The following is a 22,053-nucleotide window of genomic DNA, read 5'->3' on the forward strand; positions in this document are numbered from 1 at the left end:
CCATTGTCGATGGCAAAAAGCAACTTAACCAGGCTATGGACCATCGGCTATCGACTATGGACTGTTAGAAACAAATGGGTTTACAATGTGGTATAGTAGGTTTGCCGAATGTGGGCAAGTCAACACTTTTTAATTGCTTATCAAACGCGAAGGCGCAGGCTGCCAACTTTCCGTTTTGTACTATTGAGCCCAACGTGGGTGTAATTACCGTGCCCGATGAGCGCCTAACCAAGCTCACCGAACTGGTAAACCCTAAAAACGTAGTGCCCAACGTTATCGAGATTGTTGATATTGCCGGCCTTGTAAAAGGTGCCAGCAAAGGCGAGGGTTTAGGCAACCAATTTTTGGCTAACATCCGCGCCACCAACGCTATCATCCACGTATTGCGTTGCTTTGATAATGATAACGTAATCCACGTTGACGGCTCGGTTGACCCGATCCGTGACAAGGAAATTATCGATACCGAACTACAGTTAAAAGACCTTGACTCGATAGAAAAAAAGATACAAAAAATTGAAAAGGCCGCCAAGGTTGGTAACGACAAAGAAGCTAAAAAAGCCTTTGAGGTATTAACCACTTACAAAAATCACCTGCTATCAGGCAAATCGGCACGTACCGCGCCTGTTGCCGAGGAAGACCAGGAATACATTGCTGACATATTTTTACTGACCGTTAAGCCCGTAATGTACGTTTGCAACGTTGGCGAAAGCGATGTAAACACCGGCAACGCATACGTTGAAGCTGTACGCGAAGCAGTTAAGGAAGAAAATGCCGAAGTGCTAATTATTTCTGCACAGATAGAATCAGAAATTGCCCAACTGGAAACTTACGAAGAACGTGAGATGTTTCTGGAAGATCTTGGCCTTGCCGAATCGGGTGTTAATAAACTGATAAAGGCCGCTTACAAACTGCTTAACCTGGCGACTTACTTCACCGCCGGTGTGCAGGAAGTTCGCGCGTGGACCATAACCCAGGGCTTTACCGCCCCACAAGCCGCAGGCGTTATTCATACAGACTTTGAAAAAGGCTTTATCCGCGCCGAGGTAATTAAGTATAAGGATTTTGTGCACTACGGCTCAGAAGCCGCCTGTAAAGAGGCTGGTAAGCTATCCGTTGAGGGTAAAACTTATATAGTTGAGGATGGAGATATTATGCATTTTAGGTTTAATGTATAGCCCCCCAGCCCCCTAAAGGGGGGGGGGAGTTTAAAACTAAATAATTCCTTGTCATTCCGAACGATAGAGAGGAATCTAACTGCGTTTATAAATAAGCGGACAGATTTCTCCTCGTACCTCGTTCGAAATGACACATAAAATTTATAGCAATTATTTATACAGAAGCCACCTTTGGGTGGCTTTTTCTTTTTGTAACTTATTTTGTAAATCGCCATCTTAACATTAACTGATAAAAACTCATACATGATAAAACTTTCGCACTTATTTACTGCCGCGCTGGCTGTTTCGCTGCTGCCTGCTGCCGCACAGGCCCAGCATAATAAGGACTGGGTAAAAACAGCCGATAAGTACACGCAGATGCTGATCGAGCTGGACAAAAAGTATTCGCCGGAGTATGGCTCGTCGCAAGGGTTGGCGGAGTATGATACACTGATTGCTGTACCTACTTTGGCTAATGACCTTGCCGAGCGTAAGGAGGAAGAAGCGTTAGTACAACGCTATACACAGGCACTAAAAACTGAAAAGGAAAGTCATGTGCAGCAGGATCTGCAAATATTGATAGACCACCTCAAACTTGGTTTCCGTCAGCAGGATTTTAACCGTGGCCGTAAGGTACCGTTTTATAACGCTACAACTTCGGTTTATGGTGGATTGGAAGCGTTGCTTGATGAGCAGACCGATGCTTCTCGCCATGCGGCAGCCGTTATACGTTTACGTAAGTATGCCGGTATGGAAAAAGGCTACCGCCCGCTGGTTGATGTGTTGAAGGAACGCGCCCAGCAGCAAATGGCTAAGCCGAACATGATCTACCCTGCAAAACAACGCATGGAAACCGACCTGTCGCGCAACGCAAGCGTGGTTGAGGGCATTGCCGAGCTTTGCAAAAAGTATGCGCTAAAGGGCTGGGAAGAGCCATACAATCTGCTTAAAAAACAACTGCTCGCTTTTGACGAATGGACCAAGGCTACCATTCTGCCTAAAGCCCGTACTGACTTCCGCTTACCTGCGGAGGAATATGCCATGGAGCTGGAGAGTTATGGTATTGATATTCCCCCTGCGGAGGTTGCTAAAATGGCGCACCTTGCCTTTACAGACATTCAGAACCAGATGAAGGATATTGCCGTCCAGATTGCTAAAAAGCGCAACCTGCCATCAACCGATTATCGCGACGTAATGCGCGAATTGAAAAAGGCACAGGTGCATGGCGATTCCATTATGCCGCTGTACAAACGTACGCTTGCCGGAGTTGAGGACATCATCCGTAAGCAGCAACTGGTTACCCTCCCCAACCGCCCGGCCATCATTCGGCTGGCTACTGAAGCCGAAACGGCGCAGCGTCCTGCCCCTTACATGCAGCCGCCGCCATTTTTAAATAATACCGGTCAACGTGGCGTATTTGTTTTGCCTCTTAATATGCCGCCTAAACCGGGTGAGAAAGCCGACAAATATGATGACTTTACCTTTGAGGCCGCGTCATGGACTTTGGTAGCCCACGAGGCGCGCCCCGGTCATGAACTGCAGTTTGATAAGATGGTGGAAGAAGGCGTATCAACCGCGCGATCGCTGTATGCCTTCAACTCTACTAATGCCGAGGGTTGGGGTTTGTATGCCGAATATATTACCAAACCTTATATGCCGCTGGAAGGGCAACTGGTATCATTAGATTACCGTTTGTTGCGCGCCGCCCGCGCCTTCCTCGATCCGGAATTGCAAGCCGGAAAGATCACCCAAGAGCAAGCACTGAATGTGCTGATGAAGGATGTGGTTCAATCGCACGCCTTTGCACAGCAGGAAGTGGAGCGCTATACCAACCGTGCGCCCGGCCAGGCCAACAGCTATTTTTATGGTTTTACCAAAATGATACAATTACGTAAGGATACGGAAAAAGCTCTGGGCAATAAGTTCAGCACGCTGCGCTTTCACGATTTTATACTGTCCCAAGGTTTATTACCACCCAAGCTGATACGTCAGGCGGTAATGGATGAGTTAATCCCTGCCGAAAAAGCTAAATAGTTTAACACAAAAAAGGCCTGAGTTGAATAACTCAGGCCTTTCGCTTTTACAATCCGGCAGATATTACTTGCTGCCGAAGTTTATCCAATCCACACTGATGAGGTGTTGGTTGGGTTTGTCTTTTTTAATGAAGACAAAGTACAGGTCGTTACGGCCACCTGGATCACTTACCGGTGTGCTTTGCTCGGTGTACTTGTTCCATTCGCCGGTAGGCGTAAAGTTCAGCGTACTGATCAATTGCCCTTTAGGTGATCCAACGTGTACTTCAACTACTCCTGCTCTATTCAATGATGCGTAGCGATAAGTTAATTGGCCAATGCCTTTCAAATCAACATCTTTCAAAACAAAAAACGCCTTATTGCCTACTTCGCCAATCTTTTTACCCTGAATGCTCATGTTGTAATGCACATCGGCTTCACCAGCATATACTTTTGCAGGCCTGAAGATTAAGCTCTTTCCGCCGGTAAGTTTAGGCGCGTTGGTAGCACCCTTATCGGTATAAGCGGCTGATAAGATGTAACGGCCTTCATCAGCATTTTTAAGGTGCTGATCAAGGGTGATGCTACCCTGAGCAGGTAGTATTACATCCTCTTTACGGTTGTTCAGCGTCAGGATGTATTTTACAATTTCCTGCGCATTAGGTTTTGATAGTTGTGGGTGAGCCGCCATAGAGTGTTCACCCCAAACACCGCCACCACCTTTGATGATCTTATCGGCCAGCTTGTCAACAGCGCCTTTGTCGTTAGCATAACGTTTGGCTACGTCAACAAAAGACGGGCCTACAGATTTAGCGTCCACCTGGTGACAGGCTTTACAATCACTATTGGCAATAAGCTCTTTACCGTAGTTATAAGTTGGCGTAAGCGCCTGGTGGCCAATCAAAGCCTTGTTGCTTTGTACTTTGGCAATATAATTCAACACCACACGCACCTGTTTAGGATCGATGGTTTTGTCCTCATTATCCTTAACATCAACCTTGTATTTAATGGCTTGCGTTTGCGGAGTGAAGAATGTGCTGTTCTTGTCAGTAGTAATGGCTACCTGAGGCGTAGTGTTACCCACAATTATCTTCGCGGTATCCATACTGCTTTTACCTGCCTGGTCGGTAACCTTAAGGGTTACGTTGTAAGTACCGTTTTTGGTAAAGGTATAATTAGGGTTTAATTCAGTAGAGCCAACATTATCACCCTCAAAACGCCACTCGTAGCTCAATTTGTCATCCTCGTCATAATCAAAGCTTTTTTGATTGAAAGCCACTTTATACGGCGCAATGCCGATGGTATCTTTAGTCTCAATTTTGGCGAACGGCGCACGGTTACCGCCGTTATAGTCGATACGTACCAATCGGGCATCCACATTGTCGATACCGTAAACTGAACCGTACTCCAGCATGTATATTGAGCCATCCGGACCGATCTCCATATCAACCGGGCGACGGAAATCGCCATTGGTTTCCATAAAGCGCTCCATGCGTTTATAGTTGTGGTTTTCATCCATGCGGATAACAAACACCCAGTTACGCATCCAATCATACACAAACCAGCCTTTATCAAAATACTCAGGCATTTTTGCTGATGATTGAATTTTAGGATCGAAGTGGTAAACCGGGCCACCCATAGCGCAACGGCCACCCTGCCCCAATAACGGAAACTCGTCATAAGCAGCGTAAGGGTACCAAACCATTGCGCTCGTAGTAGGCGGCAAATCTTTTAAACCGGTATTGTAAGGCGATGTATTTTTAGGCGCTTTAGGGTCAAAATCGTTGCCTATTACTTTGGTTGCAAAATCATAATCCTTGTAAGGTTTGCTGTCGCCCACAAAGTAAGGCCAGCCAAAGTTACCGGCTTTTTTTGCCTGGTTAAACTCATCATAACCACGCGGGCCTTGTTTGCCATCATTACCGGCATCCGGTCCAACTTCACCCCAATAAACATACGAGGTAGCTGTATCAACCGAAATACGGTAAGGGTTACGGCAGCCCATTACATAAATTTCGGGGCGGGTATTTGGCGTCCCTTTTTTAAACAGGTTACCTTCAGGGATAGTATAAGTGCCATCCGCTTCAGGGTGAATACGCAAAATCTTTCCACGCAGGTCATTCGTATTACCAGCTGAGCGCTCCGCATCAAAAGTAACACGGTTAGGGCGCTTGTCAATCGGCGCATAACCTTCAGATTCAAAGGGTACAGTATTGTCACCTGTTGAAATAAACAGGTTTCTGTTACGATCCCAGGCCAGTGAACCACCGGTGTGGGCACTTACCTCAAGCTCTATAGGTATCTCTATCAATACTTTTTCTGACTTAAGATCAAGCTGGCTGTCTTTGCTTATGGTAAAGCGTGAGATGTGCTGCTTGGTTTTGCCATCGGCTTGCGCGGTGTTGAAGAAATAAATAAAGTTGTTTGTCGCGAAATCCGGGTCAATGGTCATACCCAACAAACCGTTCAGGTACTCATCCACAGCTTTAACCGGGAATTTGTACACCAAAGTAGTCTTATTGTCTGAGGGGGTATAAACATAGAAATTACCGGCACGCTCAATAAAGAATACACGGCCGTCCGGAGCTACAGCAAGTTCCATCGGCTCATTCAAATCATTTGAAAGGATGGTTTTGGTGAAGCGGTTATCTTCCGGTTTTTTCTCGGCGTATGCTTTTGTATAATCAAGCGGCGCATTGTTACCAACAGCATATTTAATACCACCTAACAGGTGCTGTAAAAATAATGGCTCGCTATAGCTTTCGTCGGTATGGCCACCGCCGGTATAAAACGCACGGCCACCATCATACTCATGGTACCAGGCTATCGGGTGCTCGGCACCATTGGTACCACCTTCGTAACTATCTTCATCTAAAGTGGCTAACACCTTAAGGTCAGGCTGGATGCTTTTGTAGTTATACCATTCGTCGTTACGTTCCCAACGTTTTGGCAAGCCTTTGGTTGATATATGGGTAGTATCAATAACATCAATTGTAGCTGCACGTACGTTCGGGTTGTTTGGATGGCTGCTGAAGTAAGCGCCAACCAGTTTATTATACCAAGGCCAATCGTACTCGGTGTCAGCCGCGGCATGTATACCTACGTAACCGCCGCCAGCCTCAATGTAACGCTCAAAAGCCACCTGCTGATCGGCATTAAGCACGTTCATGGTTGTGCTCAGGAAAACTACCGCGCTGTAGTTTTTAAGGCTGTCATCAACAAAATAATTGGCGTTTTTGGTAGTATCAACGATCATCCCGTTAGCTTTGCCTAATTGCTGCAAAGCAGCAATACCTTTTGGTATTGAGGTATGATACCAACCTTTGGTTTTGCTGAACACCAGTATGCGCGGTGTTTTATTTGATCCCGATTTTTGCGGGGATACCGTTTTACAGGCATAAAAAACGGCCGATATACAGCCGGTTATCAATACTAATGATAATACTTTGTGGTAAACAGATTTAAACATATACCTTGTTTATTGTAAATAGCAGTTAGCCTTAATTAAACATCACAAATTTGAACACCTTGTTTAAGCGAAGCCAGCTTGTCTTTCTTTTTAGGGATGAACTCCTGCGCTACATAACCTTTAAAGCCGGTATCAACTATGGCTTTCATAATAGCAGGGTAGTATAGCTCCTGAGTTTCATCAATCTCGTTACGGCCGGGTACACCCCCGGTATGATAGTGCGAGAAATATTTATTGTACTTACGGATAGTTGCAATTACATCGCCATCCATAATTTGCATGTGATAGATATCGTACAGTAGCTTAAAGTTTTCAGAACCTACAGCATCGCATAAAGCTGCGCCCCATTTGGTATGATCGCACATGTAATCATGATGGTCAACCTTGCTGTTAAGTAGCTCCATCACCATTACCACGTTGTGTTTCTCAGCTATCGGCATTAGTCGTTTAAGGCCAACTGCGCAATTTTTCAGTCCTTCGGCATCATCCATACCATTGCGGTTACCAGAGAAACAAATGATTTGCTTGAAACCTGCGGCAGCTACTTTCGGAATTACCTCCTCATAGCTTTTTACCAGCTCATCATGCAGTTTAGGGTTGTTGAAGCCTTCAGCTATGCCTTTACCGGCACCTTGTGTAAGCGCACAAACCAGGCCATATTTTTTTAACGTAGGCCACTCTTCAGGACCGGTAAGGTCGATGGATTTGATGCCCATGGCTTTAGCTGCCTTGCAAAGGTCATCAAGCGAAATATCGCCATAGCACCAGCGGCATACCGAATGGTTGATACGGCCTTTCATGTCGTCGCTCAATAAAGCTTCGGCAGCCGATACGCGGTTAAATAAACTTTGGCCAACAAAAGCCGCTGCGGATGTTGCCGCCACTTTTTTGATCATATCTCTTCGTGATGATGAGGGTTGATTTTCAGTTTTCATTTTCTTAGTCAAGGGTTATTAATGACCGGTTTAAATGGGTGGATTTAAATGTACAATAAAAGGAATAAATGTCAAAACTACTATTTTTAAGCACATATCAAACAACCTGTTGCAATTAGGTCAATATCCTGTGACAAAAAGCTAATTTGATAAAAAATAAGGTTCAAAAAAGGGGTATTTGTAACAGTAAAAATACCTAATCGGGCACAACAGGCCAGCCGTTTTCCCAGTCAACTTTTAAAACGCGAAGTTTGGGTTTGCCGTTATCATGCGCATCGTACCCGTGAAATACCAGGTAATCGTTCCCATTAAAAGTTGCCACTGCGTTGTGCCCTGCCCCATACCATTTGCTATCCGGTTTCAACACAGCCGTTCCGCCACCATTGTTCATATCGATACCTTGTTTATCCAGGTAAGGCCCTTTTATATTTTTGGACCTGCCGACAATCATTTTATAATTACTCTCAGGGCCTTTGCAGCAATAATCAATAGATGCGAAAAGGTAATAGTATTTATCCTTTTTAAAGATGAACGGCGCTTCAATGGCATTAGCTTCATTCTCCCGGTTAGTTTTTCTGCTGGCAATAGTTGGTAAATGGTCAATGTGCTCTGCTATGCTTAGCCTGTCGGCATTAAGTTTCACCATTTTGATACCACCCCAAAAAGAGCCGAATATCAAATAAGGCGCGCCTTTGTCATCAGTTACCAGGTTTGGATCAATGGCGTTCCAGTTAGTTTTACCGGGGCGCGATTGAATAACCAGGCCATGATCAACCCATTTAAAATCGGGGCTATCTGGATTAAGCGTTTTATTAGTTGCCACGCCTATAGCCGATGTATTTTTACCAAATACCGAAACAGAATAATACAGGTAGTAAGTTCCGTTGTGCAGAGAAATATCCGGTGCCCAAATGTAACCTTTGAAGCCGGAAATGGAATCGACTGCCCATTTAGGTGCTTGGGCAAAAACAGGCTTTTCACGCTTCCAGTTCAGCATATCAACTGACGACCAAACCGCAACGCCGTTACCCGTACAAAAAATGTAATAAGTACTATCCTGCTTGATGATAACCGGGTCATGCACAGAGATGTCTTTACGCAAAACCTGCGCACTGGCGCATAGCCCGCTCAAAAGCAATAAAACTATGCACCAAAGCGATAACCAACGGCTCATCAATTTATCTAACCACCAGTATTTCAAAAACATCTTCAGTTTGCGAACCTTGCTGCGCGCGGAATGAAAGCTCCATATTTTGTTTTTGCATTGCTGATGGAGGCACATCAAACTCCGCCGTATAAAAGCCTTTACTATCTGTGTTACCCACCTTTGCAGACGTTAGTTTAATGCCATCCACGTAAACATCAAAAGCGCGGTTATCAGCTTTACGATAAGTTATCAACAGTGTTTTGGCCGACTTATCCGGATTTTTAAGCGTATAGGTAAACCAACCCCGCGCCGTGCGGAAATGCTTGTCCTTATAAGTACCCGTCCAGGTGTTTTCGCCTTTATAAGCGTGGTCGTTTTCGGGCTGCTGCTCACCGGCGGTTATCCTGTCAATCGTAATGGCATCAAGTTTCAGTCTGGCCTCTTCTACCCTGCGCATGCTATCCTTCATGGCGGTTAACCCGGCTTTGTTGGTGTATGGCCAATACAATACATACCGGGTGTTATATAGCGTATAAAACGGCACCAGCTTCAGGTTTTGGTACTTAGGCTGTTCAATGCCGGTAAGCTTAAATATCATTTTATTACTATCCACAGTTTGTACGGCAGATGGTAGCTCTGCCTTGTCAGCAACAATCAGCGGTGCATCGTTAAGCGGACGGAGCGGTCCGCCGGCAACGTGCCCCATGCGGCTGTCGTCAGCAAATAAACCTCGTTGATCGGCCGTGTCTGTAGCGGCGGCAAGTACCACCGGACCATGTATAAACGATACCCATTCCGAGCCATCAGGCAAGGCCTCAACCTTAGTTTCCATCGGCAACTTAACCTTGATTACGTCGCCCGTTTTCCATTTACGGTTTATGGCTACATAGGCGTTAGCATCTTTAACTAACTTAATTTGTACATTATTTACCCAAACCTGCATAGCGCCATTTTGTACCCAGGCCGGGTAGCGAAGATGCAATGCAAAGGTATGCGGCTGTTTTAGCGTAAGCTTAATGGTCGATTCATCGTTGTAAGGCAGTTGGGTTTGCTGCTCCAGTTTCATCCCCTTTTCTGCCCAGTTTAATGTTGATGGAATAAACAGGTTTACAAAAACATCCTTTGCGGTATGCGCATAAATATACTCGCCATAGCGGCCGTGGTTTTCCAGCCCGCTGCCTACACAACACCAAAAACTTTGCTGCGGGCTCGAGTAAACCCTGTAATGCTGCGGCCTTATCGGCGTAAAATACACAAAGCCGCCGTCAGGGTTTTGCGATGAAAGGATATGATTGTACAACGTACGCTCGTAATAGTCCATATAGGCTGCCTTCGGCTTAGCCATAAATAAATGGCCGGTAAGCTTGAGCATGTTATAAGAGTTGCAGGTTTCAGGCCCCTCGCGGCTTTCCACCATTCCCGAAAAATCGTTTATTGGATTAAAGTGTTCGCTTACGCTGTTGCCACCAATAGATATTGTTCGGTGCTCTACCACATCGTGCCAAAAATAATCTGCCGCATTGGCCCAGGCGGTATCATGCGCCAGTTCGGCAATGCGCATGTAGCCAATAACTTTCGGAATTTGCGTATTGGCATGTATACCGGTGAGCGAATCCTGCCGGTGCAGCAGTGGGTTCAATATTTTTTTGTGCGAGAACTTCCTCGCCAGTTCCAGGTATTTTTTATCGCCGCTTATGGCTGCTATATCAGCAAATACCTCATTCATGCCGCCATGCTCGCTGGTAAGCATGCTTTGTATCTGCGCATCGCTAAGTTTTGAGGTGAGGCGGTATGCCCAATCAGCATACTTAAGCAATACCGTTTTGGCCTGCTGGTTACCTCCAACCTGATAGGCATCAATCAACCCGGCAAATGTTTTATGGATATTGTACAGCGGTACCCAATGTTTGTTAAGCGAAAAATTGTCAGCCTGAATATCGCCTAAGCCGACTTGCTTCCACATAGCCTTGCCACCCGGAACGCCACCAATGTAGCCATCGCTATCCTTTTGCTGGCACAGGGCAAGTTGAGCCACCATATAGTCTAACCGCTCCTTTATACGCTTATCGCCGGTTGAGGCATACATATAAGCTAAAGCCGAAAGGTAATGCCCGCCGATATGCCCATCAAGCCCGGTATTTTCCCAATTACCATAGCTTTTGGCTTTCGGCGTTAGCCCCGCCTCACGCAAATAAGGCGCTAACAAACGGTCGGCATCCAGTTCCAGAATATAATTAAGATCAGTTTGCTGTGCAGATTGGAAAGGCCCGGGTAGCAGGCGCACCTGCGATACCGGAAACTGCTGAACCTGTTGTTGCGCTTTTACATTAGTTAGGCTTACCCCACAAACAATCGCCGCCATCAACGGCCCGCTCAATACCTTCATCACGCAAATTATTTTGCAGGCTTAACACCCTGCGTGCTCATCTGAATTTTCTTTATAGTTCCGTCTGCATTGTAATACAAGTAATCAATGCAAACCGACCGCCTGTAGCTGCCGCCATTAGTTGGTAAAGCTCCGTTATGATAAATAAAATAAGATTTCCCCTTGAAATCAATTATCGACTGATGATTGGTATTGGAGTTACCGGCCACCTCGTTGATAATCCCTTTAAATACCCACGGGCCATTAATATTTTTACTCATTGCGTAAGCTATTTTTTCGGGGAACTGATAGGCGTATGACAGGTAATACCAGCCCTTACGTTTATGTATCCATGGCGCTTCGGTAAAGTTAGGCAGGCCGGTTATCGCTTTTATAGGTCCGTCAAGCTCGGTCATATTCGGTTTAAGCTTGGCATAATAACAAGCCGTATTGCCCCAAAACAGGTAAGCCTGGCCGTCGTCATCAATAATTACCGATGGGTCAATATCATCCCAGGTGATGCCGGTTTGCTTGGTCATATCATTGGTGATTAACGCCGACCCGCGGGCATCCCTGAATGGGCCTGTCGGTTTATCGGCAACGGCAACACCAATGGCTTTTCCGTTCACGGTACCGTGTTCAACGGCTACATACCAGTAAAATTTGCCATCGCGCTCAATTACCTGCGATGCCCATGCATCTGCCTTGGCCCACTTAAACTCCTTTACATTTAATGGTGATGGATGCTCCTTCCAGTTCACCATATCTGCCGACGAGTAGCAAAGCCACTCGCTCATGTAATAATAGTTCTTGTCGTTCGGCGGCGCATCATGCCCGGTGTACAGGTAAACGCTGTCCTTGTAAACAAAAGCAGCAGGGTCTGCCGTGTATTTGTCCTTGATTATCGGATTACGCGCCAATGTATCCGGCATGTTATCTTTTTTAGCGGATTGACAAACCCCTGTTAGCTGACCAAAGGCTAAAGCCGCAAGAAAAGATATTTTAAATAGTTTGATATTCATCAATTTAAATATTGATTAAACAGCGCCGTTTATTTTTAAAACATAGGCGTCATTGCATGGCCTTTCAGTTGGCAGTTCAACGCTAAGCCCATCCGCACTTTGTTGAAAGGATAACTTCGCGTTACTGCCCAGCAGTTGCACATTGGTAACTTTACCCGCGTTGCCCATTGTTTTGATGATGCTTTTATTATTAGCAGGCCAATCCAACAGCGTAGCATAAACCACATCGCCTTTTGTAGTAAAACGCATATCCTCGGCAGTATAAGGCTTGTTTTTACCCTCATTAAAGCCCTGGGCACTAAGCGGCGCGGCAGATGCCATTGCAGGCCCTTCGCCGTATACTTTCCAGGGGCGCGTGCCGTAAATACTTTCGCTGTTCACCTTCATCCAGGCGGTAATGCCATCAACTACAGCACGCTCTTTCTCATCCATACTGCCATCACCCCTAAGCGGAACATTGAGAAGTAAATTACCGTTTTTGCTCACTACGTCGACAAGGGTATGCACCACTGTTTTTGGCGTTTTGTAACCATTATCGTTATATACCCGCCTGTCGTAATGCCACTGGCCTATACAGGTATCGGTTTGCCAAGGGAATGATTCGATCTTGTTGCTTTGCCCGCGTTCAATATCCCATATCATGCATTTGCGTTGCTGCTCGTCCAGTATCTTTCCAAACACAGCGGCCCTGTTTTTGCCATATTTTTTGATGCTCTTGTTATACAGATAAGCCGTTACTTTAAGGCCTGCATCGCTTACCGGCCATAGCGGCAGGGCGGTATCATCAAAATACATCAGCTCCGGATCATAATGATCTATCAGGTCGATCATCCGGTTATAAAAATTATCACAATAAGCTTTTGAGGGCGGATAAGCGCCATTTTCCCAACCCCATTGCCCGTGTATGGCGCCGGAGTTCTGGCTATCCTTGCTTAAGGGGTGATTTTGCGCGTAAAGTTCCTGCGGATCTAAACCATCCCACCATTTGCCTTTGCCATCAGCCTTAGTTAACTTTCCATCGTAAGACACACCTGCGTATGGGCCGCTCTTATCTGATAGTTGCGAACTTTCATACCAGCGCCAGGCGTGCGCGGAGTGTACGCTAACACCAAACGGCAGGCCTTGCCTTTTTGCGGCGGCTGCCCAACCTTTTAGTATATCCTTCTTAGGCCCTACTTTGGTTGAATTCCAACGCTGGTGTTTGCTATTATACAGGTCAAGGTTGTCATGGTGATTGGCAAGCGCCATAAAATACTTTGCACCCGCATTTTTGTATAGCTCTACCGTTTCTTCAGGGTTCCAGCGCTCGGCCTTCCACTCGTTTATTACATCCTTAAAACCAAATTTTGACGGATGTCCGTATTTTTCACAATGAAATTTGTATTGATCGCTGCCTTCCTCATACATGCCGCGGGCATACCAGTCGCCATGTTCCGGCTGGCACTGCGGGCCCCAGTGTGCCCAAATGCCAAACTTGGCATCGCGAAACCAATCTGGCACCTCATATTTTTCGAGCGACGCCCAGGTCGGTTGGAAAGGCCCTTTAACATCACCGGCTAAATTCAGCAGCCCGCCCGCTTTTGATTTGGAAAGGTACAGCGCTGATAAGCCGGTCAGTCCTGTTTTTAATAACGATCTTCTATCCATCAGTAATTCTTAAAGCTTGCCTACGTTGAGGAAGCAAATGTTTATTTAAGTTTTAATTTGATCACTTTAAACGAGTAAGGCTCAGCAGCTATGGCAAGCTTATCGCCCGTTATACTTACCTGACTATCAACCGGAGACACCAACTGCGGCTCGGCTAATGAGTTAACAGCATTAGGCTTAGCATTTTTAAGCGTAGTAACCCAGGCAGTTTTTTGATATTTGTTAAGATCTTTAATATTCAGATCAGCATTCTGGCTATTGCCTGATACGTTAACCAGCTTAATAAGCAACTCACCTGATTTGTTGTTGACGGTAGCGTTGGCATAAATACCAGCCTGCCCCGCTATCGGCTGGCCGTTTAGCAACATCGGCACTACGTTTGTACCTTTATTTAACGAGTATAACTTTTGTACGTAGTAGTTTGGCGTACCATAATGCTTCAGGTTATCAAACCAAATAAGATCAGGTGCCCACTGCCAGGCATCCACATGGGCGAACAAGGGCGCGTACGAAGCCATGTTTACCACGTCGGCATTGCGCTCAAGGCCGGTCATAAACGCTGCTTCAGCCAGTGCAGCCTCCAGGTTATTTTTCTTTAAAGCATCATCAACGCCCGGTACGTGCGCGGCATATTCACCGGCAAATATTTTAGGGCCGTTACGGTCATAACTGTCGTACCGTTTGGCGTTATCCCTAAACCATTGCGGCGGGCGGTAATAGTGTTCATCTAAAATATCAGCATTAAGTTTACGGAAGGCTGTGTTTAGGGTATCGAACCTCGCACCATCAGGGTCAGTACCTGTGCTGGTTACAATTTTCACCTGCGGATATTTCTTTTTGATGGCATCGCGGAACAGCGTCCAGCGTTCAACATAATTTGGCCCCCAGTTCTCGTTACCAACACCCAGCATCTTCAGGTTGAATTTAGCCGGATGGCCAAGACTGATACGCAGCTTGCCCCATTTGGTGCTGGCATCGCCATTGGCAAACTCGATCAAATCGAGCGCGTCCTGTACGTAAGGGTCAATCTGATCAACCGGAACCAGCTCGCCGCTGTTAAACTGACAAGCCATACCGCAGTTCAAAATCGGCAAGGGCTCGGCGCCAATATCTTCGGCCAGCATAAAATACTCCATAAAGCCTAAACCAAACGACTGAAAATAATCAGGCGTTGAGCGGTGCTTAAATTCGGTATTCCAGCGATTAATAATGGTTTCGCGCTTGTCTACATCGCCAACAGTTTTTTTCCACTGATAACGGTTTACCAGGTAGCGGCCTTCCACAATACATCCACCGGGGAAGCGGATAAAGCCGGGTTTCATATCGGCCAGCATTTGTACCAGGTCGGCACGCAGGCCATTTTCACGGTTTTTCCAGGTGCGCTGCGGGAATAGCGAGATCATATCCAGATCAATAGTTCCTTTTCCCTGCACCACAACAGCCAAACTGCCTTTAGCAGCCTGTGCTGATGCCGGAATGCTCACCTTGAACTTTCTCCACTCAGCAGATTTTGGCTGTACTGATGCGGTGCCGATAACTTTACCGCTTTCATCAAGCAGTTGCAGCTGCAATGTTACGTTACCACCTGCCGGTTGCCGGGCTATTACCGAAAAGTTATAAGCCTCGCCTTTACGTATGCCCATACCCCGGAAACCCTCATTTACCAGCATTATGCCTTGCGTTGATGCGGCAACTTTAATGTAATGGGGATTATCAGGGCGCTCAGTTTTGCGGTCAATCACCTTAACGGCGCTGCTATCGCCCTTAATTGTCCAGCCCATTAAATTGCGGTCAAACTCGAAAGAGCGGTTTTTAACCAGTTCAGCGTATAAACCGCCGTCGGCACCCATGTTGATGTCCTCAAAAAAGACACCATACATAGTGGGTTGCACCGTGGCCTTTAGCTGTGTAGGATCAATGGTATAAACGGCACTTGTTTGGGCGAAAGCCGCTGTTGATAAGCACATGGCACCAACTGCCATCGCTAACTTGCCTAATTTAATATTTATCATCAAAACGTTATACTTAGTTCAAATAAAACTTACTTCTTAAGTTCCAGTACGACTACAGATATCGGCGGCAGTTTAACTTTTAATTTACTGCCTTTGAGCGATGCTTCCTTAAATGCCACAGGTTTTAACTTATCAGGCGTGCTAAAGCTATTGTAATCCTGCAATGTTTTTGAGGTTAAAATACGGCCTGTTAAGTTTTTATAAGCCGAAGCGTCCACGGTGATCTCAATCTCCTGTGCATTCTTTGGGTCGATATTGGTTAATGAGATATGTGCTACACCTGCCTTATCAGCAGATGCCGATACTGATACCGCCGGAAGCTTTTCGTTGCCAAAAACATAATCCTTAGTAGTTAGTTCAACCGGCAATAAGGTCGCGTCCTGGTGAACGTTGTACATTTCCAGTACATGGTATGTAGGCGTAAGTATCATTTTCTCCTTATCGGTTAAAATAACCGCCTGCAAAACGTTAATGGCTTGAGCTAAGTTAGCCATACGCACCCTGTCGGCATGGTTGTTAAATATGTTCAGTGTAACACCGGCAATCAGCGCGTCGCGCATGGTGTTTTGCTGGAACAGGAAGCCTGGGTTGGTACCCTCTTCCACATCATACCAACCGCCCCATTCATCAACTACCAAAGCTATTTTTTTCTGCGGATCGTACTTATCCATAATGGCCGAGTGCTTAGTTACCAGTTCTTCCATAAACAGCGCGCTTTTCATGGTGCGGAAGTACTGGTCTTCGGTGAATTTTACCGCAGGGCCTTTTTTATTCCAGTCGATAACCGAGTAGTGGTGCAATGCAACGCCTTCCACCAGGTGTGAGGGAATAGTTTTCATCAGCGTCTCTGTCCAATGATAATCAGCCGAGTTAGCGCCGGATGCGATGCGGAACAGCTTATCGCCTGTCATGAAGGTAGAATATTTTTTGAACTCGTTGGCGTAATATTCCGGTGTCATGTTACCGCCGCAGCCCCAGGCTTCATTACCTACACCCCAAAAGCGTACATCCCATGGTTTGTCGCGCCCGTTCTCGCGGCGCAGGTTTGACATTGGGTTCTTATTGTCTGAGCTTACATATTGCACCCAGTCGGCCAGTTCTTGCACGGTGCCGCTGCCAATGTTACCCGCCAGGTATGGGTCGGTATTTAACAGTTCGCACATATTTAAAAAGTCGTGCGTACCAAAGCTATTATCCTCGGTAACACCGCCCCACCATTTATTTACGATGGACGGGCGCTTATCTTTAGGGCCGATGCCATCTTTCCAGTGGTAAGTATCGGCAAAGCAACCGCCCGGCCAGCGCAACGATGGTATCTTCATCTTTTTTAACGCGGCAACAATATCATTACGAACACCTGCAGTGTTTGGTATTTTTGAAGTATCGCCCACATAAAATCCGCCATAAATGCAACGGCCTAAATGCTCAGCAAAGTGGCTGTAAATGTATTTGCTGATAACTGTTTTATTTTGCCCGGCACGTATTACCGCCGTGTTTTGCTGTGCGTTAGCGCCGAAGGCTAACAGTAGCATAACTGCAGATATTTTAGCAGACTTACCAAATAAATTCATACTCAGGGTTTATTAAGGTTTTGTAGTTGGTTACAGAATTATTTGCCTACCGAAAATTTGTAAGTAGTATAGGTTTTATATTCCTGACCAGGCTTTAACGTTGTGGTTGGAAAAGTTGGCTGATTTGGAGAATCCGGAAAATGCTGGGTTTCCAAGCACAATGCTGAGCGGTGTGCATAAGCTACACCACCTTTGCCATCCTTATCAGTACCTGTTAAAAAGTTGCCGCTGTAAAATTGTATACCGGGCTCTGTGGTGTACACCTCCATATCAATACCGGTTTCCGGACTTGATACTTTGGCTACAGGTTTTTCAAAATCGTGCTGGTTAAGCACAAAGTTATGATCGTAACCCTTGCCAAACTTTAGCTGCTCGTTATCAGCTTCTATATCTTTGCCGATAGCTTTAGCCGTGGTAAAATCAAACGGCGTGCCTTTAACCGCCTCTAACTTACCTGCCGGTATCAATGTATTATCAACCGGCGTAAATTTATCAGCATTGATATATAGCTGGTGATTGGTAATTGCCGCGCCGGTATGCCCGTTCAGGTTAAAATAAGCATGGTTGGTCAAATTTACAACTGTAGCCTTATCTGTAGTAGCTTTGTAAGCTATTTTAAGTTCGTTATCATCGGTTAGTTCATAGGTAACATCAACGGTAAGCGTGCCAGGGTAACCGCCCTCGCCATCTTTTGAAACATAGCTTAGTTCAAGCGTTTTATCATCAGCCTTTTTAACATCCCAAACCTGGCAGAAAAACCCTTTGAAGCCACCATGCAGCGTGTTTACACCATCGTTAATATCCAACTGATATTGTTTACCATCCAGTGTGAACTTGCCCTTGGCAATACGGTTACCGTAACGACCTATCAAAGCGCCAAAATAAGGCTCGCCTTTTTTCTGATAGCTTTTAAGCGAATCGTAGCCTAAAACAACATCCGTAAGCTTGCCATCTTTATCGGGCACGTTCAGGCTAACCACCCTGCCGCCGTAATTGGTAATAGCTACGCTTACACCCTTGCTGTTTTTTAAGGTATACAAGCTAACCTCTTTGCCATCAACAGTGCCTTTAATGTTAGTAGTTGTACTCTCTGCAGCAACGGTGTCGGTATTTTCGGCAGATTGTTTTTCGGGACCGCCGCAGGCGGTAATGGCTGTGGCTATTACTAAGCTCATAATTATCTGTACAGATTTATTTTTCATAAAATGAAATTAACAGGTTTAAAGATTATAATTGGCGCTACAAGAACAGGGATGGTTTAATGCCCTGCAATGCATCGAAAGTATAAAATAAAATTTAATTGTGATAAAAACACTTAAAAAAATTACACTTTTGTTTTTGCCTTCTCAATAAAACGTGGCAAACAATATTGCTAAATCGAACTTATTAGTAGCTAACCAGGCATAATTAAACTTATTTACTTTTTTACGCTTAATAATTACATTTGCAATTACGCAACAGCCTTTATTACAAAATAAAAAATGCAGAAATACTCCAAACAAACCCGTTTACTCCTTGCAGTTGATTGTATTGTTTTTGGTTTTGACGGTGAAGCTTTGAAGATTTTGCTGATTAAAAGAGGTTTTCAACCCGAAAAAGGAAACTGGAGCCTGATGGGTGGCTTTGTGCAGCCCGACGAAAGTTTAGACCAGGCATCAAACCGTATACTTAAGGAACTTACCGGGCTCGAGGGGGTTTACCTGGAGCAGCTCCACACCTTTGGCGATCCGCAGCGCGACCCTATTGAACGCACGGTATCAGTGGCTTACTTTGCACTTATCGATATTAACAAATACAAAAAGCAGATAAGTGACGACTACCATGCCGAATGGTTTACCATGAAGCGTACGCCTAAAGTAATATTTGACCAGCAGGAAATGGTGGAGCTTGCAAAAAAGCGTATTCGTTACAAAGCGGCCATGCACCCCATCCTGTTTGAGTTGCTGCCGTCAAAATTCACAATTCCCCAGCTACAAAACCTTTACGAAAACGTTTTTAACACGGCGATTGATAAGCGTAACTTCAGTAAACGCGTGCTGGCCACGGGCTTATTGATAAAGTTGAACGAAAAAGATAAAGCGGGCTCAAAACGCGGCGCATATTACTACCAATTGAATATGCATAATTACTATTCAAAGTTCCAGGCGTTTATGAACTTCATCCCAAACCCCGACAGTATTTCGGCATCCTGATATAATTTGCCTGCAACGGGTATCGTTGGCGATAAAAAGCCGCTGTATTTTTTTTGAAAAAAATGCAATTAAAATTTTTATTTATCAAAATTTAAGTGTTAATTCGACACTCATTATAAATCTAATCATGACCAATAAAGCATATGTGATCGGCGTCGACTACGGGTCAGACTCCGTGCGCTCGGTTATTGTTGACGCTGCCAACGGGCAGGAAATAGCCTCATCCGTATACAATTATCCGCGCTGGCAAAAGGGCCTTTACTGTAATGCAGCAGAGAACCAGTTCCGCCAGCATCCGCTCGATTATATTGAGGGATTGGAAACAACTATAAAGGATTGCCTCAGCCAGGCAGGTGCTGATATTGCAGCGCTTGTTAAAGGTATAGCGGTTGATACAACCGGCTCAACCCCGGTAGCGGTTGATGCAACCGGCCACCCGCTTGCACTACGCCCCGAGTTTAAAGAGAACCCTAATGCCATGTTTGTTTTATGGAAAGACCATACCGCTGTTGACGAGGCAGCCGAAATAAACGAGCATGCTACCAAGTTTGATACCAATTACCTTAAATATGTAGGTGGCATTTATTCGTCTGAATGGTTTTGGGCAAAATTGCTGCACATTATCCGTGTTGATGAAGAAGTGAACAACGCCCTGCACTCATGGGTGGAGCATTGCGACTGGATACCTTTTTTACTTACCGGTGGTACCGATGTTAAGGAGATTAAACGCAGCCGTTGCGCCGCGGGACATAAAGCACTCTGGGCCGAAGAATTTGACGGCTTACCGCCGGATGAGTTCTTTTCATCATTAGACCCGTTGCTGACAGGCATTACCGGCAAACTTTTTAAAGAGACCTATACATCTGACGTTCCGGCCGGAAATATTAGCCAGGAATGGGCCGACAGATTAGGCTTACCAACTGATGTGGTAGTAGGCGTTGGCGCGTTTGACGCGCACATGGGCGCGGTAGGCGGCCAGATTGAGCCTTACTACCTGAGCAAGGTAATGGGCACCTCAACTTGCGATATGATGGTGGTTCCGGCTGAGGATATTGAAGGCAAAACGGTACGCGGCATTTGCGGACAGGTTAACGGCTCGGTAATTCCGGGCATGATCGGTTTGGAAGCCGGGCAATCCGCCTTTGGCGATACTTATGCCTGGTTTAAAAATTTGGTGAGCTGGCCGATTAATAATTTGCTAAGACAATCAAAACTGATAGATGAAGCTACCGCCGAAAAACTGAAAGAAGAAATAGCCGATCAGATCATCCCAGAACTAAGCCGCCAGGCCGCTTTATTACCGATTGAAAGTGATAACGAACTGGCTATCGACTGGTTTAACGGCCGCCGCACGCCGGACGCTAACCAGTTGCTTACCGGTGCGATTGCCGGCTTAAATCTGGGCAGTGATGCGCCGCGTGTTTTCCGTGCGTTGGCTGAGGCTACGTGCTTTGGTGCCAAAAGCATTGTTGATCGTTTTATAGAGGAAGGTATACCAGTTAAAGGTATTATCGGCATTGGAGGCGTTGCCAAAAAATCGCCGTTTGTAATGCAAATGATGGCCGATGTTTTGGGTATGCCTATCCGCATTCACCAGTTTAAACATACCTGCGCACTTGGTGCAGCCATGTTTGCCACAGTTGCATCAGGCGTGTACTCATCAACAGAGGAAGCCATGGAAGCGATGGGTCGTGGTTTTGATGTGGAGTACATCCCTAACCCGGATAATGCCGCCATTTATGCCGACCGTTACCAGCACTACAAGGCTTTAGGTGCCGACATTGCCAAACAAACAACTGCTAACCAGGCAAATACTGTTACAGCATGAGCAAAAAATATCATGATATAAGAGAGAGCGCTTACGAGGCTAACATGCAATTACCCAAGCTTGGTTTGGTGCTGTTTACCTTCGGCAATGTAAGCGCTGCCGACCGTGAAGAGCGCGTGTTCGCCATTAAGCCAAGCGGCGTGCCTTACGAAAAGCTATCGCCAAAGAAAATGGTGATAGTTGATTTTGACGGTAATATTATAGATGGCGACTTGCGCCCATCATCAGATACCAAGACACACGCCGTACTTTACAAACACTGGGAAAATATAAACGGTATTGTGCACACACACTCTACCTATGCTACCGCCTGGGCACAAACGCAGCGCGATATCCCGATCTTCGGCACTACCCATGCCGATCACCTTACGGTTGATGTGCCTTGCGCGCCACCAATGGATGATGAAATGATAAAAGGCGATTATGAGTATGAAACCGGTTTCCAGATCATGAATTGCTTTAAGGAAAAAGGCTTGAGTTACGAGGATGTGGAGATGGTACTGGTAGGTAACCATGCCCCTTTTACCTGGGGAAAAACGGCCGATAAAGCTGTATACAATAGCGCCGTTTTAGAAAGCGTTGCGCAAATGGCTTACCTTACTGAGCAGATAAATCCCTCGGCGCCACGCCTTAAGGATGCCCTGATAAAAAAGCATTTTGAACGTAAACATGGCCCTAACTCTTACTACGGCCAATAAA

At 45.8% G+C, this 22,053-nt stretch carries 14 protein-coding genes; 5 read left to right on the top strand and 9 right to left on the bottom strand.

Annotation, left to right across the window (positions count from 1 at the left end):
• Positions 1-74: 74 nt before the first annotated feature.
• Both ychF and LT679_RS13270 read left to right on the top strand, forming a co-directional pair.
• A complete protein-coding gene (gene ychF / locus LT679_RS13265; RefSeq protein ID WP_232178088.1) occupies positions 75-1,175 on the top strand; it encodes a redox-regulated ATPase YchF in 1,101 nt (366 codons plus the stop codon).
• Between the two features lie 243 nt (positions 1,176-1,418).
• Positions 1,419-3,188, top strand: coding sequence for a DUF885 domain-containing protein (locus LT679_RS13270; RefSeq protein ID WP_232178089.1), 1,770 nt, complete (start codon positions 1,419-1,421; stop codon positions 3,186-3,188).
• A gap of 63 nt (positions 3,189-3,251) precedes the next feature.
• On the opposite strand, the gene LT679_RS13275 is transcribed toward LT679_RS13270, so the two are convergent.
• From LT679_RS13275 to LT679_RS13315, 9 genes are all read right to left on the bottom strand, one after another.
• Positions 3,252-6,635, bottom strand: a complete 3,384-nt coding sequence (locus LT679_RS13275; protein ID WP_232178090.1) for a ThuA domain-containing protein — start codon at positions 6,633-6,635, stop codon at positions 3,252-3,254.
• Positions 6,636-6,670: 35 nt separating this feature from the next.
• Positions 6,671-7,570, bottom strand: a complete 900-nt coding sequence (locus LT679_RS13280; protein ID WP_232178091.1) for a hydroxypyruvate isomerase family protein — start codon at positions 7,568-7,570, stop codon at positions 6,671-6,673.
• A 196-nt stretch (positions 7,571-7,766) separates the two neighbouring features.
• A complete protein-coding gene (locus LT679_RS13285) occupies positions 7,767-8,744 on the bottom strand; it encodes an arabinan endo-1,5-alpha-L-arabinosidase (RefSeq protein ID WP_232178092.1) in 978 nt (325 codons plus the stop codon).
• 4 nt (positions 8,745-8,748) lie between these two features.
• Positions 8,749-11,103 carry a glycoside hydrolase family 127 protein gene (locus LT679_RS13290; RefSeq protein WP_232178093.1) on the bottom strand — a complete coding sequence of 785 codons (2,355 nt, stop codon included), beginning with the start codon at positions 11,101-11,103 and terminating at the stop codon, positions 8,749-8,751.
• A gap of 8 nt (positions 11,104-11,111) precedes the next feature.
• Positions 11,112-12,104: a glycoside hydrolase family 43 protein gene (locus LT679_RS13295; protein WP_232178094.1), complete on the bottom strand. Its 993-nt coding sequence runs from the start codon at positions 12,102-12,104 to the stop codon at positions 11,112-11,114.
• Positions 12,105-12,119: 15 nt separating this feature from the next.
• Positions 12,120-13,751: an alpha-L-fucosidase gene (locus LT679_RS13300; protein ID WP_232178095.1), complete on the bottom strand. Its 1,632-nt coding sequence runs from the start codon at positions 13,749-13,751 to the stop codon at positions 12,120-12,122.
• A gap of 41 nt (positions 13,752-13,792) precedes the next feature.
• Complete coding sequence (locus LT679_RS13305; protein WP_232178096.1) at positions 13,793-15,763, bottom strand: alpha-L-arabinofuranosidase C-terminal domain-containing protein; 1,971 nt, start codon at positions 15,761-15,763, stop codon at positions 13,793-13,795.
• A 29-nt stretch (positions 15,764-15,792) separates the two neighbouring features.
• A complete protein-coding gene (locus tag LT679_RS13310; protein ID WP_232178097.1) occupies positions 15,793-17,295 on the bottom strand; it encodes an alpha-N-arabinofuranosidase in 1,503 nt (500 codons plus the stop codon).
• A gap of 77 nt (positions 17,296-17,372) precedes the next feature.
• Positions 17,373-18,509, bottom strand: coding sequence for an aldose epimerase family protein (locus tag LT679_RS13315; protein WP_232178098.1), 1,137 nt, complete (start codon positions 18,507-18,509; stop codon positions 17,373-17,375).
• Between the two features lie 306 nt (positions 18,510-18,815).
• Between LT679_RS13315 and LT679_RS13320 the strand changes: the two genes are divergently transcribed.
• The 3 genes from LT679_RS13320 to LT679_RS13330 all read left to right on the top strand — a co-directional run bounded on the left by LT679_RS13320 (position 18,816) and on the right by LT679_RS13330 (position 22,052).
• A complete protein-coding gene (locus tag LT679_RS13320) occupies positions 18,816-19,526 on the top strand; it encodes an NUDIX hydrolase (RefSeq protein WP_232178099.1) in 711 nt (236 codons plus the stop codon).
• Positions 19,527-19,653: 127 nt separating this feature from the next.
• Entirely contained in the window at positions 19,654-21,354 is a 1,701-nt protein-coding gene (locus LT679_RS13325; RefSeq protein WP_232178100.1) for a ribulokinase, read from the top strand.
• A complete protein-coding gene (locus LT679_RS13330) occupies positions 21,351-22,052 on the top strand; it encodes an L-ribulose-5-phosphate 4-epimerase (protein ID WP_232178101.1) in 702 nt (233 codons plus the stop codon). The genes LT679_RS13325 and LT679_RS13330 overlap by 4 nt, the downstream gene beginning before the upstream one ends.
• Position 22,053 lies beyond the last annotated feature (1 nt).

The sequence above is a fragment of the Mucilaginibacter roseus genome (genome assembly GCF_021215455.1).
GTDB lineage: Bacteria > Bacteroidota > Bacteroidia > Sphingobacteriales > Sphingobacteriaceae > Mucilaginibacter > Mucilaginibacter roseus.

Bases quoted from the DNA above. Each gene is read 5' to 3' on its own strand.
- LT679_RS13280 (WP_232178091.1), bottom strand. From the start codon at position 7,570: ATGAAAACTGAAAATCAACCCTCATCATCACGAAGAGATATGATCAAA.
- LT679_RS13320 (WP_232178099.1), top strand. From the start codon at position 18,816: ATGCAGAAATACTCCAAACAAACCCGTTTACTCCTTGCAGTTGATTGT.
- LT679_RS13325 (WP_232178100.1), top strand. From the start codon at position 19,654: ATGACCAATAAAGCATATGTGATCGGCGTCGACTACGGGTCAGACTCC.
- LT679_RS13275 (WP_232178090.1), bottom strand. From the start codon at position 6,635: ATGTTTAAATCTGTTTACCACAAAGTATTATCATTAGTATTGATAACC.
- ychF (WP_232178088.1), top strand. From the start codon at position 75: ATGGGTTTACAATGTGGTATAGTAGGTTTGCCGAATGTGGGCAAGTCA.
- LT679_RS13305 (WP_232178096.1), bottom strand. From the start codon at position 15,763: ATGATAAATATTAAATTAGGCAAGTTAGCGATGGCAGTTGGTGCCATG.
- LT679_RS13300 (WP_232178095.1), bottom strand. From the start codon at position 13,751: ATGGATAGAAGATCGTTATTAAAAACAGGACTGACCGGCTTATCAGCG.
- LT679_RS13315 (WP_232178098.1), bottom strand. From the start codon at position 18,509: ATGAGCTTAGTAATAGCCACAGCCATTACCGCCTGCGGCGGTCCCGAA.
- LT679_RS13310 (WP_232178097.1), bottom strand. From the start codon at position 17,295: ATGCTACTGTTAGCCTTCGGCGCTAACGCACAGCAAAACACGGCGGTA.
- LT679_RS13295 (WP_232178094.1), bottom strand. From the start codon at position 12,104: ATGAATATCAAACTATTTAAAATATCTTTTCTTGCGGCTTTAGCCTTT.
- LT679_RS13270 (WP_232178089.1), top strand. From the start codon at position 1,419: ATGATAAAACTTTCGCACTTATTTACTGCCGCGCTGGCTGTTTCGCTG.
- LT679_RS13285 (WP_232178092.1), bottom strand. From the start codon at position 8,744: ATGAGCCGTTGGTTATCGCTTTGGTGCATAGTTTTATTGCTTTTGAGC.
- LT679_RS13330 (WP_232178101.1), top strand. From the start codon at position 21,351: ATGAGCAAAAAATATCATGATATAAGAGAGAGCGCTTACGAGGCTAAC.
- LT679_RS13290 (WP_232178093.1), bottom strand. From the start codon at position 11,103: ATGAAGGTATTGAGCGGGCCGTTGATGGCGGCGATTGTTTGTGGGGTA.